Here is a 12,589-nt window from a genome sequence, read left to right on the forward strand (position 1 = left end):
GTCTCCCGGGGCCGATCCCATCCAAAAACATCACAGACCGCGCCGGGCGCGGTTTAGCTCACCCGCACCCGAAACCACAGCGCATAGAGCGCCGGCAGAAACAGCAGCGTAATCAGGGTGCCGACCAACACCCCGCCGATCAGCACGAAGGCGAGCGGCCCCCAGAAGGTGTCGGTGGTGAGCGGGATGAAGGCGAAGACGGCAGCCGCAGCGGTCAACACCACCGGGCGGGCGCGCTGCACCGTGGCCTCCACGACCGCGGCGGAACGCTCCAAGCCCTGGTGCAGGTTGTCCTCGATCTGCTTGGCCAGGATCAGGGTGTTGCGCATCAGGATGCCGGCCAGGCCGATCAGGCCGAGCAGCGCGACGAAGCCGAACGGACGATCGGCGATCAACAAGGCCAGCGTGGCCCCGATCACGCCGAGCGGCGCCGTGGCCACGACCATGAGCGTGCCCGAGAAGCTGCGCATCTGGAACATGATGACGATCAGCATCAGGGCCAGCATGATCGGCTGGACGCGTTGGATCGAGGCGTCGGCCTTGCCCGATTGCTCCACCGCGCCGCCGATGTCGATCCGATACTCGGGCGGCAGCTCGGCGACCAGCCCCTGCAGCTCGGCCCAGATCGCTTGTGTCACGTTCGGTGGCTGGGCGCCCCGGACCTCGGATTGCACGGCGATGAAGGGCTCGCGGTTGTAGCGCTTGAGCACCGGATCCTCGAAGGCGATCATCAGCTCGCCTGCCTGTTCGAGCGGGATGGTCCGGCCGTCGAGCGTCTTGAGATTGATGCCGGCGAGGCTGGTCGGCGTGATCACGGCGGCGCTGTCGTCTGCTCCGGACCCTGCCCCGGCGCCATCTAGGCTCGCCTGGCCCTCATCGCCAAGCCCACGCAGGATCAGCTGCACATTGCGGATGTCCTCGCGGATCTCGGTCGCCGGCAGCCCGGAGAGCTGGTACTCCAGTTGACCGGCGAGCTCGCGCGGGGTAAGCCCGATCAGACGCAGACGCTCCGGGTCGAGCGCAAGCCGCACCACGGGGACGCGCTCGCCCCAGTCAAGATGCGGATCCTGCGTATTCGGATTGGCCGCGACCACCTCGCGCACCTGCTCTGCGATGCGTCGCAGCACCAGCGGATCAGGCCCCACCACACGAAAGGTCACGGGCCAAATGACCGGCGGCCCGTAGAGCAGCGTGTGCACGCGCACCCGCGCCTCGGGGAACTCGCCGGCCTCCACATGCGCTTGAAGCTGCGCGATCAGCGCATCGCGCTCGGCCGCGCCTTCCGCCACCACGATCAGCTTGGCAAAGGCCGGATTCGGAAACTCGGGGTTCAGCGCGAGGAAGAATCGCGGTGCCCCGGCACCGAGATAGGCCGCGCTCGAGCGCACGCCTGGCGCATCCGCCAGGATCGCCTCGACCCGCTCGACCACGGCCGCCGTCGCGCGGATCGCACTGCCCTCGGGGAGCCGGATGTCGATCAGGACCTCCGGGCGATCCGAGGACGGAAAGAACTGTTTCTGCACGCTGCCGGCCAACCCGACGATCGACAGGACCAGCAGCCCGAAGGTCGCGGCTACGACCCAGATCTTGTAGCGGACACAACCGCGGATCAGCCCGCGCAGCGTGCGGTAGAGCGGCGTCGCGTAGGCGCTCTCCGAGCCGTGCGCGCCCCCGGGCGGCGGCGCCTTCAGGAGCAGGGTGCCCAGATAGGGCGTAAAGGTCACCGCCACCACCCAGGAGGCAAGCAGCGCGAACGCCAGCACCCAGAAGATGTTGCCCGCATACTCGCCCACACCCGAGCGCGCGAATCCGATGGGCACGAAACCGATTACGGTCACCAAGGTACCGCTCAGCATGGGAGCGGCGGTCACCGTCCAGGCATGGGCCGCGGCCCGCAGCCGATCCCATCCCGCCTCCATCTTCACCAGCATCATCTCGATGGCGATGATGGCGTCGTCGACCAAGAGCCCCAGGGCGATGATGAGCGCACCCAGGCTGACCCGATCCAGGTTGATGCCCTTGATCAACATCAGCAGGAAGGTGATCGCGAGGGTCAAGGGGATGGCGATGCCGACGACCAGCCCGGCGCGCCAGCCGATGGCGACGAAGCTGACCAGCATCACCACCGCGACCGCGACCAGGAACTTGATCTGAAAGAGGTCGACGGCATGCGTGATGGCGTCGGCCTGATTGGTAAGCTGCGTGAAGCCGACGCCCAGCGGCAGACTGGCCTCAAGCCCTTTCTGGACCTCGACCAGGCGCTCGCCGAGCGCCAGCCCGTTCTCGCCGCGCTGCATCACCACGCCGAGCAGGACCGCATCCTCCCCGCCGGCGCGGATCAGAAACTCGGGTGGATCCTCGTAACCGCGGCTGACCTCGGCGATCTCGCCGAGCGTCAGAAGATGCTCGCCGACACGCAGCGGCACCTGGCGGATGTCCTCGAGCTCACGCAGCTCGGCGTCCGGACGCAGATAGAGGCGTGGCCCGTCGGTCTCGACGAGACCCGCCGGGGCAAGCCGATTCTGCGCATCCAGGGCCTCGCGCACCGCAGCGGGCGACACCCCGAGATTGGCCAGGCGCGCCTGGTCCAGCTCCACAAAGAAACGCTGCGGACGCTCGCCCAGGATGCGCGCCTTCTGCACGCCCTCGACCCGGGCGAGCCGGTCGCGGATCCGCTCGGCCTCGCGCACCAGCAGACGGTTCGGCAGATCCGGCGCCGAGAGCGCATAGAGCGCGAAATAGACATCCGAGAAGTCGTCGTTGACGAAGGGCCCGAGCACCCCGGCCGGCAGACTCCCGGCCGCATCCGACATGCGTTTGCGCACCTGATAGAAGAGATCCGGGATCTGCTCGGAAGGCGCGTAGTCCTGAAACTCGACCAGCATGTCGACCCGTCCGGGACGCGCCGTGGTCTCGAGCCGGTAGAAGAGCTCGACCTCGCCGATGCGCTTCTCCAGCGGATCGGCGACCAGATCCTGCATCTGTTGCGCGCTCGCCCCCGGCCAGAGCGCCGAGACCACCATCACCCGCACGGTGAAGGCCGGGTCTTCCGCGCGGCCCAGCTGCAGGAATGCCGTCAGACCGGCGAGCGCGGTCACCAGGATGAGAAAGAGCGTGACCGAGCGCTCGCGCACCGCGAGCGCGGAGAGATTCAACCGCGTCCCCGCTGACCTTTCGTCGGCGGTGCTCATCGCTCGAGCACCCGCACGGCCTGGCCGGGCAGCAGAAGATGCGCCCCGAGTGCGACGACCGGCGTGCCCGGCGCCAGATCGGTGCGGATCTCGGCCTGCTCGCCGACGACTCCGATCAGCTCGACCGGCTCGGGCTCGACCCGGCCATCCTCGATGCGCCAGATCAGCGGCCCTTCGCCGCGCTCCAGGACGGCACCGAGCGGCACCCGAGCAGTCGGTCCGGACGCCCCGCGTGCGGTCTCGAAGGTCAGGGTCACGGTCGTGCCGAGGCCGGGATCGCTCGGCAGCTCCGGTAAACGATAGCGCGCACGCCAGGTCCGGCTGAGCGGATCGGCGCTGCCGGCGATCTCGCGCAGGGTGACCTGAGCGGACGTAGGCGCAGACGCCGATCCGTTCGTCGGGCCGTTCACCGGCCCCGCCCCGTTCGCGAGCCGTGCCGTCGCCTCGGTCGGCAGATCGATACGCCGCGCCTCGGGCACCTGGACCTCGATCTCGCGCGGCCCGTCCTCGGCCAAGCGTGCGACAACCTGACTGGGCGACACCACCTGCCCGACCTGCCCATCCACGTCCAGGATCACGCCCGCCGCGGGTGCGACCAGGTCGGCATAGAGGATGGCGTTGCGTGCTTGCTCCAGGGTCGCCTCGGCCGCGACCAGCCGTTGCTCGGCGGCGCGGGCTGCGGTCACGGCCCGGTCGTGGTCCTGCTCGCTGGCTAGCCGCTTGACGAGAAGATCGCCGAGACGATCGCGCTCGCGATTCGCGTTCTCGTGCTCCGCCTGCGCGCTCGCCACCGTCGCCTCGGCTGCGAGACGCTGCTGCGTCACGTCGCGCGGATCGAGCCGGAACAGGACGTCGCCTTCCTCGACTCGCGCCCCCGCGTCGACCAGACGCGCCTGAATCTCCCCGCCGATGCGGAAGGACAGCGGGATCTCATGGCGGGCGCGCACCGTGCCCGTGAGCGTCCAGACGCTGTTCGGCGCAGACTCCACCCGGGCGGACAACACCCAAGGCACCGATTCGCGATCGAACACTGCATCGGGCGCGGCCGGCTCGTCGGTACTCGGTCTGCATCCCGAGCCGAGGAGCGTGGCGACGAACACCGCTCCGATCCTGTTTATCCTGGTCGACAAGGGTCACTCCTGCACCGCGAGCACCGGCGTTGGTTGGTGGTTGAGTGCACCATTATTACTGTACGATAGCGTTTAGTAAATGACCGAATACATGACGGAGCACACAGCGATGCCGACATCCGACGCCGACGCATCCGGGGCACCGTCGGTGCCCCGAGCCGCCGGACGCGGTCGACCGCCGGACCCCGCCAAGCACGCGGCCATCCTCGACGCCGCGCGCAGGCTCTTCTTCTCGGGCTCGATTCAGGCGCTCAATATCGAGGCCGTTGCCCGCGCCGCCGGTGTTTCAAAGGTCACGGTCTACAGCCATTTCGGTGACTTACAGGGTCTGATCCGCGCGGTTGTGCTGCTGCAGCGCAGCGAGATGACGGCTGCGCTCGACGACCTGCCTTCCGGACAGCTCGGGCTGAGACAGGCGCTGATCGATCTGGGATACGCGCTGATGGGCTTCCTGACGAGCGACGACTATGTCGCCCTGCAACGCATGCTGGCGACCCTGGCCGGACAGGAGACCTGGCTCGGCACACTCGTCTATCGCGACGGCGCGGAGGCGACGCGCGATCGGCTCGCCACCCGCCTGGCCGAGGCGTCGGCTCGCGGCGACCTTCGAGCGCACGACAGCCGCCTGGCCGCCGAGCAGCTGCTCGGCATCTGGCAGGGCATCCAAACCACGGGGCTCTTGAGCGGCGGCTGTCCGCGACCCGACGCCTCGGAGCTTCGCCGTCGGGTCGAATGCGGGGTGGATGTGCTGTTGCGGGCCTACGCACCCGAGGCATCGCCCGGTCGAGACCTCCGATAGAAGGCGGCGGCAACCGCACGCAATGCCGCCCTGACTCGCGATCGACATGCCGACGCGGCGTTGGCGAAAGCGGGCCGGCAGCACGGTAGCCCCAAGCGCGATTCGCGCCGGATCCGGCTCTGGCAAGCACTAAATCGCAAGACCTTGTCTAAAATAACAGCGTCGGTTCAGCATTCTGCGCAGAGGCGGGCGGATGGTCGGCGCATGCGCGGAGCAGCGATCCCGACTCGCGACGAACAACGGCATGCAGCAGGTCAGCTCATGAGTTTCACTGCACCGATGCAAAATCAAACAGCTTTCCGTGCACTCGCTTTGGTGTCGGCTTTGGTGTCGGCTTTGTTGTCGACGGCGGGATTCCTGCCCGCAGCCGCCGCGGCAACCACTGCGCTGGACGATTATGTGGCCGCCCCGGACCTCGGTTACCGCTATATCCAAGACGCCACGCGGCTCGGCAACGGCTACACGATATTTGTCCTCGCCATGACATCCCAGACATGGCGCGGCGCCGAGGAGGTCGACCGCACCTTGTGGGCGCATGAGCTGCTGATTGCCGTGCCATGGATTACGCACTCGGGCAATCAAAATACCGCATTCATGATCGTGAACGGCGGAAGCAATAACAGAGCACCGGGCACCTCGAATGACGACCTGCTCGGCTTGCTTTCCCTCACGACGGGCTCGGTCGTTGCGATGGTCGGTCAGATCCCGAATCAACCGTTGCGGTTCGTCGATGAAGACAATTCCCGATCCGAGGATGCACTGCTGGCCTATGGAATGGACAAGTACCTCCTGACCGAGGATCCGGAATGGCTCGTCCATTTCCCCATGACGAAGGCCGTCGTGCGCGCCATGGATACGGTGCAGGCATTCGCAGCGGATTCCGGCTCGCGCTTTCCGCGGATCCCCCGAATCGACGACTTCATTGTGGTCGGCGGCTCGAAACGTGGCTGGGCAACCTGGCTGACGGCGGCAGTCGAAGCCGGCAAGGGCAGCGCGTCGCGGGTGAAGGCGATCCTCCCGGCCTCGATCGATATCCTGAACGCGGGCGAACAATTCACTCATCATTGGGAAGCCTACGGATTCTACGCACCCGCCATTCAAGACTATGCGGATTTCGATCTGCCCTGCCGGTCTGAATCGCCGGAGGGCCGGGCGATGCTGGCGTTGATCGATCCCTACGCGTATCGCGACCGTCTGACCATGCCCAAGCTACTGCTCAACTCGGCAGGCGATCAGTTCTTCCTCCCGGATTCGTCCCGGTTTTATTTCGCCGATCTGCCGGGGCCCAAGCTTTTGCGGTATACGCTCAACACCGATCACTCCCAAGGTCAGGATCTACCGAGCATCATTTTGCCCACCCTGTCCTGGCTGAGCGATGTCCTCGACGACGAGCAAAGCCCTCGGTTTTCCTGGTCGCTCGAGCCGGACGGCGCGATTCTCGTGCATACGGAGACGCGACCGAAGCGGGTGCGCCTCCACCAAGCGACCAATCCGAACGCAAGGGATTTCCGGCTGGAGTCGATCGGCCAGGCCTGGACCAGTACCGACCTTCAAGAGACCGACGTCGGCGTGTATGTCGGTCGCGTCGCACCGCCGGTCCAGGGGTGGACGGCCTTCACCGTCGAGCTGACGTTTCCCGGCTCCACCGCCATCCCTACCCCGCTGGAAAGCGACCAAGTCTTCACCACCGATGTCCGTGTCACCCCGGCCTCGTTGCCCTTCGAGGAGACCCACTGCTTCTGCTGGGACTGCCTGCCGAGCTGGAGCGGTTGGCGCTCCCTCCTGAGGTGAAGGCTAGGGGTCTCTCGTCGAATCATTAGGAGGGGTAAATCCAATGCAGACGCGTCCTGGTTTCCTTGGCCTCACGGCAGCGGCAGTCGCCCTCATCACCACAGCCGGACCGGTGCCGGCTGGGTCCGGCAACGTCGTCGCCAACGTCAACCGTGTGCTCATCGCCGTCGACGCCCGCTGGGGGGGCTGTATGGCGATGTTGTCGGCCAACCCGCAGAGCGTCCTGCCGAGCTGCGGATCCTGGTGGGTGACCTTCAGCTGCACCGGCGACTTTACCGACCGCGTCCGCGCCTATCGCATGCTGGACGCATCCGAGCTTGCACTCGCGACCGGCAAACGGGTGCAGGTCTGGTTCCGGGACGACAAGATGCACAACGGCTATTGTCTCGCCGATCGTCTCGACATCATTCGCTAAGCCCGTGCGGATAAGACGCGGGCGGCTCGCTTTAGCCGCTCTTTCTGCACTGGCCTTGGCGTACGGTGCATCGCGGCCCTTGCGTGCGCCTCAGACCGGAGATGGGACAGCCAGCGTACCGAGCGTCGGCGAGTCCTCGCAAGCGCACACCGAGGCACGCATGACGACAGCCGTCGGCGCCCACCCGCCTGTGCATGAAACGCCGGAATCGGACGGGGCGGGGACGAGGCCGAGGACGATGACAACCCCGAGCCCGGAATGGCCCTTCATGCCTGAAGCCCCGCCCAGCCTCCCGCCGACGGTTCTCGGCGAGCCGTTGGAAGCCGATCCGGACAAGGCATGGGGGTGGCTCTGGAGCGACATCGATCCCGTCGACATCGGCCCTGCGCTCGACGCCGACGATCCGCCCGGCTACGCCCCGGCTAGGCCGACCGCATCGCCCCTGCAGATCGGAGAGCTGCTCGATGCCGATGCGCCGACGGGGCAGTGACCCTTCATCGCGCCGAGCTCGATCGAACGCGCTTCGGCGCCTGCGCGCGCCTGCTTACCCTACAACCCCAGCTCCCGCCAACGCGCCTCGATGCGCTTGACCGACACCGGGCCGGCGGTGCCCAGGGTCTGGGCAAAGAGCGAGACACGCAGCTCTTCGAGCAGCCAGCGGATCTCGTCCAGACGCGCGTCCTCGCGGCCGGCCTTGCGGGCGGCGGCGGTGCGTTCGCGCCAGCGGGTCAGCAGCTCGGCCATGACGGCCATCTGCTCGCGATCGCGTCCGGGGGCGTGGGCGAGCTTGTCGAGACGCTGCTCGGCGGCCTTGAGGTAGCGCGGATACTGCTTGAGCCGGGCGAAGGGGATCTGTTGGAAGAAGCCTCGGAAGATCAGTGCATCGAGCTGGTCACGCAGGTCCTGCGCCGTCGGCTGCCAGTTGGCCTGGGTGATGGCGGCGAGACGTTGGCGCAGGGATTGGTAGGCGGCGAGGATCTCGGCGGCGAGCCGGGTGACCTCGTTGGCCGTCGGCTGGAGACGGCTGCGGGATTCGGCGAGACGGGCATCGAAATCGGCCTGTTGTCGGATCGGCGGGCGGTCGTCGAGGAAGGTCCGATCGAGGATCAGGGCCAGCAGCTCGTCGGAGAGGTCCGGTGGGCGGGGATCGGCTCCACTCGGCGAGCGCGACACCTGTCCGCCGGATGTCGGTGCGCCCGGGCGCTTGGTCTCGGGGGATTCCGGGGCGGGACGCCCCGGCTCCGTTGCGGGTGCCTTGGCGTAAAGAAGGCGCAGTCGGTCCAGGTCCTTGAGCGATTGGCGGATCGGGCGCAGGGTCGCGCCGAGCGTCAGGGTCAGAAGCCGGCGCAGACCCGCACGGTGTGCACGCGCGGCGGCCTCGGGCGAATCCAGCACCCGCACCGCCACGTTCTGGCCTTCGTCGACCAGGGCCGGGAAGCCGCGCATCCGGATCCCGCCGCGGGTGATCTCGACCTGCTCGGGCAGGTCGCCGAAGTCCCAGCGCGTGATGCCCTCGCGTTCCAGCTCGGCATCCGGGATGCGGGCAAACCGCGCCTGACCCGCTTGGCCGAAACGCTGTTTGAGCCGTTGCGGATCCTCGTCGAGCGCAAGCGCCCTGCCCGCCTCGTCGACGAGTCGGACCTTCATCCGCAGATGCGGCGGGATGGCCTCGCGGTCCCAGGCGTCCTCGGGGATGCGCAGGCCAAGCTCGGCCGCGATCCGCTCGGCGAGGACCTGTGTGAGCGGCCGATCGACCGGCGCTCGGCCCTCGGCGAGCGCGGCCTTCAGCCCCCCGGCCAGGCGTGCGGCGGTGTCCGGCACCGGGACCAGCGCCGTGCGCAGCCCTTTCGGCAAACCGCGCAACAGGGCCGTGATGCGCGCTTCCAAGAGACCGGGCACCAGCCAATCCAGCCGCTCGGCGGTCACCTGATTGATAAGCGGCAAGGGCACGATCAGGGTCAGACCGTCGGCCGACTCGCCGGGCTCGAAGCGGTATTCGAGCGGCAAGGCGGTTGCGCCGACCTGGAGCCGGTCGGGGAAATGCTCGGGCGTGATCCCCTCGGCCTCGTGCTGCATCAGATCGGTCGGGCGTAGATGCAGGAGCTTGGGATCCGTCCCGGTCGCCTTGCGCAGCCACTGCTCGAACTGAGGCGTGGAATAGATCCCGGCGGGGATGCGCTGGTCATAGAAGGCGTAGAGCGCCTCCTCGTCGACCAGGATATCGCGGCGGCGAGACTTGGCTTCGAGATGATGGATCGACGCAATCAGCTCCTGGTTGTGACGCCAGAATGGCGTGCGGGTGCTGAAGTCGCCTTCGACCAAGGCGAAGCGGATAAAGATCTCGCGCGACTCGGCCGGATTGATGGGTCCGTAGTTGACGCGCCGCTTGGGCACCAGGGTGACGCCGAACAGGGTCACCTTCTCGTAGGCCGCGACCTGTCCGGACTTGGCCTGCCAGTGCGGCTCGAAATAGCTGCGTTGCAGCAGATGCTGCCCCGCGGCTTCGATCCAGGCCGGCTGTACGCGCGCGACAATGCGCCCGTAGGCGCGCGTGGTCTCGACCCGCTCGCCCGCCAGGATCCATTTGGGCGACGCCTTGAAGAGTGCCGAGCTCGGATGGATGCGGTAGCGGCTGTTGCGCGCGCCCATGTACTCGTGATTCGTATCGAGCGCGCCGATGTGGTTCAGCAGTCCGGCCAAGAGCGCGCGGTGGATCTGCTCCTCGGTGCCGGCGGTCTGGTTCTCCTTGAAGCCCATCTCCAGGATCTGCTCGCGCAATTGTGTCTCGATGTCGCGCCATTCCTGAACCCGGTTGTAGGAGAGGAAGTGACGCTGGCAGAGCTGACGGAATTGGTTGCGCGAATGCGCCCTGCGCTCCTTCTCCAGGAAGCGCCAGAGGTTGAGGAAGCTCAGGAAATCCGAGTCAGGATGGGCGAAGGTGGCATGGATCTGATCGGCGGCGGCGCGCTGCTCGTGCGGACGCTCGCGCGGATCCTGAACGCTCAGCGCGGCGGCGATCACCAGCACCTCGGCCAGACACTGCTGCTCGGCGGCGGCGAGCAGGATGCGCCCGATCCGCGGGTCGACCGGCAGGCGGGCGAGCCGACGCCCCAGCTCGGTCAGCTCGCCGCGGGCATCGAGCGCGGCCAGCTCCTCGAGGGTGCGCTCGCCGTCGGCGACCAGACGCGGGTCGGGCGGATCCAGGAAGGGGAAGTCGGCCACGTCGCCGAAGCCGAGCAGCTTCATGCGCAGGATCACGGCAGCCAGATTGGTGCGCTGGATCTCGGGCTCGGTGAAGGGCGCGCGTGCGGCGAGGCTGTGCTCGCTGTAGAGCCGGATGCAGATGCCGGAGGCGACCCGCCCGCAGCGTCCCTTGCGCTGATCGGCCGAGGCGCGCGAGATGCGCTCCACCGGCAGACGTTGGAGCTGGCGACGGTGGCTGTAGCGGCTGATCCGCGCAAAACCGGGGTCGATGACGTAATGGATACCGGGGACGGTCAGCGAGGTCTCGGCGACATTGGTCGCCAGCACCACGCGCCGAGTGCCGTGCGACTGGAAGATCCGCGCCTGCTCCTGCGGCCCTTGCCGGGCGTAGAGCGGCAGGATCTCGGTTGCGGGCGGATGATGCTTGCGCAGGGTCTCGGCGGTCTCGCGGATCTCGCGCTCGCCGGAGAGGAAGACCAGCACGTCGCCGCGTCCGACGCGCGCCAGCTCCCCGACCGCGTCCGAGATCGCCTGCTGCATGGTCTCGTCGCGCTCGCCGACCGACTCGTCCTCGGGCGGGCGATAGCGGACCTCAACCGGATAGGTCCGTCCCGAGATCTCGAGGATGGGCGCGGGGCGGCCCTGCGCATCGGCAAAATGGGCGGCGAAGCGCTGCGGATCGATGGTCGCGGAGGTGACGATGAGCTTCAGATCCGATCGGCGCGGCAGCAGACCCTTCAGATAGCCGAGCAAAACATCGATATTGAGGCTGCGCTCGTGGGCCTCGTCGATGATCAGGGTGTCGTACTCGTTGAGCAGCCGATCCTGCTGAATCTCGGCGAGCAGGATGCCGTCGGTCATCAGCTTGATCGCGGTCTCCGGACGTACCCGGTCGTGGAAGCGCACCTTGTCGCCGACCAGCCCGCCGGCGGTCCCGCCGATCTCCTGCGCGATGCGATTCGCCAGGGTGCGCGCCGCGATGCGCCGCGGCTGGGTGTGACCGATCCGCCCAGCGAGCCCGCGTCCGAGTTCCAGACAGAGCTTGGGCAATTGGGTCGATTTGCCCGAGCCGGTCTCGCCGCAGAGGACGATCACCTGATGGGCCGCGATCGCCTTCGCGATCTCCTCGCGGCGATCGCTGACCGGAAGCTCGGGCGGATAAGCGATGACCGCCGGCACGCCTGCGCGGCGGCGTTCGAAGAGGGCTCGGGATTCGCCCAGCGTCTGCCAAACGGCGAGCAGACCACGCTCGACCGGCTCGCCCGCACGCGCGCGCCGACGCAGGCCGCGCAGACGTTGGCGCAGCCGGTGGCGGTCCTGAATCAGACAGGTACCAAGGTCCGCGTCGGTGGGAAACTGGGGGTCGGTCAAGGATGCTTGAATCAAGAGGTCCAGGGATCGAAGATCTGCGGATAAAGCCGGAAATCACCGGTGTTGCGCGTCACGATGGTCAAGCCCCGGCACTGAGCCGTCGCCATGATGAGACCGTCCATCACAGGCAGTGTCTGTCCGGCCAACTCTGCACCCGACGCCAACTGAGCCCATACATGCAGCGCGCCTGCATCGAGGGTCAAGATGCGACCGGTAAACCGCTGCTCCAGCTTACCCAGCCAGGCCGCAAGCCTTCGACTACGGGCGATGTCTGCAACAGCGAGCTTGAGGATGCCTTTCTCGATCTCGCCGATGCTGACGACACTGATGAAGAGGCTGTCCTCGTCCTGCTCGTCGAGCCATTGGATCACGCGGGAGACGGGTACCTTCTTGACGTACTCGGCGAGCACGCAGGTATCGAGAAGCCAACTCACAACGAGAGATCTCGCCCCGTATCGCGATCGCGGCCGAAGTCGATGTCCTCGCCGGCGATCTCGGGATCCAGTAATGCAGCCGACAACGCTCCCTCCTGTCTCTTGGTGAGGCGCGCGTAGTCCTCGACGGAGATGACGACAGCTGTCGGTTTGCCATGCAAGGTTACAAACTGAGGTCCATCGCTTCGGGCCAACTTGATGAGCTGACTCAAGCCGTTCTTGGCCTGCTGCAGTTGCCATTCACCGTGCATAGG

At 67.1% G+C, this 12,589-nt stretch carries 9 protein-coding genes; 4 read left to right on the forward strand and 5 right to left on the reverse strand.

The window, feature by feature from the left end:
• Nucleotides 1-53 precede the first annotated feature (53 nt).
• Both BLV04_RS02690 and BLV04_RS02695 read right to left on the reverse strand, forming a co-directional pair.
• Nucleotides 54-3,191 (reverse strand): efflux RND transporter permease subunit, encoded by a 3,138-nt coding sequence (locus BLV04_RS02690; RefSeq protein ID WP_093027916.1) that lies wholly within the window; start codon nt 3,189-3,191, stop codon nt 54-56.
• Nucleotides 3,188-4,321, reverse strand: a complete 1,134-nt coding sequence (locus tag BLV04_RS02695; protein ID WP_093027918.1) for an efflux RND transporter periplasmic adaptor subunit — start codon at nt 4,319-4,321, stop codon at nt 3,188-3,190. Before BLV04_RS02695 ends, BLV04_RS02690 begins: the two co-directional genes overlap by 4 nt.
• Nucleotides 4,322-4,430: 109 nt before the next feature.
• Here BLV04_RS02695 and BLV04_RS02700 point away from each other — a divergent pair, with 109 nt between their 5' ends.
• The 4 genes from BLV04_RS02700 (at nt 4,431) to BLV04_RS02715 (ending at nt 7,816) form a co-directional block, all read left to right on the forward strand.
• Nucleotides 4,431-5,120 carry a TetR/AcrR family transcriptional regulator gene (locus tag BLV04_RS02700; protein WP_093028406.1) on the forward strand — a complete coding sequence of 230 codons (690 nt, stop codon included), beginning with the start codon at nt 4,431-4,433 and terminating at the stop codon, nt 5,118-5,120.
• 279 nt (nt 5,121-5,399) lie between these two features.
• A complete protein-coding gene (locus tag BLV04_RS02705; RefSeq protein ID WP_175534464.1) occupies nt 5,400-6,911 on the forward strand; it encodes a PhoPQ-activated protein PqaA family protein in 1,512 nt (503 codons plus the stop codon).
• A 43-nt stretch (nt 6,912-6,954) separates the two neighbouring features.
• The gene (locus BLV04_RS02710) at nt 6,955-7,326 is read left to right on the forward strand and encodes a hypothetical protein (RefSeq protein ID WP_093027922.1); all 372 of its coding nucleotides are present in this window, start codon (nt 6,955-6,957) and stop codon (nt 7,324-7,326) included.
• Nucleotides 7,327-7,564: 238 nt separating this feature from the next.
• Nucleotides 7,565-7,816 carry a hypothetical protein gene (locus BLV04_RS02715; protein WP_093027924.1) on the forward strand — a complete coding sequence of 84 codons (252 nt, stop codon included), beginning with the start codon at nt 7,565-7,567 and terminating at the stop codon, nt 7,814-7,816.
• Between the two features lie 59 nt (nt 7,817-7,875).
• Here BLV04_RS02715 and hrpA read toward each other — a convergent pair whose 3' ends face one another.
• From hrpA to BLV04_RS02730, 3 genes are read right to left on the reverse strand one after another with little or no spacing between them, the layout of a single operon-like run.
• Nucleotides 7,876-11,913 (reverse strand): ATP-dependent RNA helicase HrpA, encoded by a 4,038-nt coding sequence (gene hrpA, locus BLV04_RS02720; protein ID WP_371828627.1) that lies wholly within the window; start codon nt 11,911-11,913, stop codon nt 7,876-7,878.
• Nucleotides 11,913-12,335, reverse strand: a complete 423-nt coding sequence (locus BLV04_RS02725) for a type II toxin-antitoxin system VapC family toxin (RefSeq protein WP_093027926.1) — start codon at nt 12,333-12,335, stop codon at nt 11,913-11,915. The genes hrpA and BLV04_RS02725 overlap by 1 nt, the downstream gene beginning before the upstream one ends.
• Entirely contained in the window at nt 12,332-12,586 is a 255-nt protein-coding gene (locus BLV04_RS02730; protein WP_093027928.1) for a type II toxin-antitoxin system Phd/YefM family antitoxin, read from the reverse strand. The genes BLV04_RS02725 and BLV04_RS02730 overlap by 4 nt, the downstream gene beginning before the upstream one ends.
• Between the last annotated feature and the right edge of the window lie 3 nt (nt 12,587-12,589).

The organism is Thiocapsa roseopersicina (assembly GCF_900106925.1).
GTDB classification, from domain to species: Bacteria; Pseudomonadota; Gammaproteobacteria; order Chromatiales; family Chromatiaceae; genus Thiocapsa; species Thiocapsa roseopersicina.

What these genes read in the sequence shown, in the direction of transcription:
- BLV04_RS02690 (WP_093027916.1), bottom strand. Translation starts at nt 3,191, where the DNA reads ATGAGCACCGCCGACGAAAGGTCAGCGGGGACGCGGTTGAATCTCTCC.
- BLV04_RS02700 (WP_093028406.1), top strand. Translation starts at nt 4,431, where the DNA reads ATGCCGACATCCGACGCCGACGCATCCGGGGCACCGTCGGTGCCCCGA.
- BLV04_RS02705 (WP_175534464.1), top strand. Translation starts at nt 5,400, where the DNA reads ATGCAAAATCAAACAGCTTTCCGTGCACTCGCTTTGGTGTCGGCTTTG.
- BLV04_RS02710 (WP_093027922.1), top strand. Translation starts at nt 6,955, where the DNA reads ATGCAGACGCGTCCTGGTTTCCTTGGCCTCACGGCAGCGGCAGTCGCC.
- BLV04_RS02715 (WP_093027924.1), top strand. Translation starts at nt 7,565, where the DNA reads ATGACAACCCCGAGCCCGGAATGGCCCTTCATGCCTGAAGCCCCGCCC.
- BLV04_RS02730 (WP_093027928.1), bottom strand. Translation starts at nt 12,586, where the DNA reads ATGCACGGTGAATGGCAACTGCAGCAGGCCAAGAACGGCTTGAGTCAG.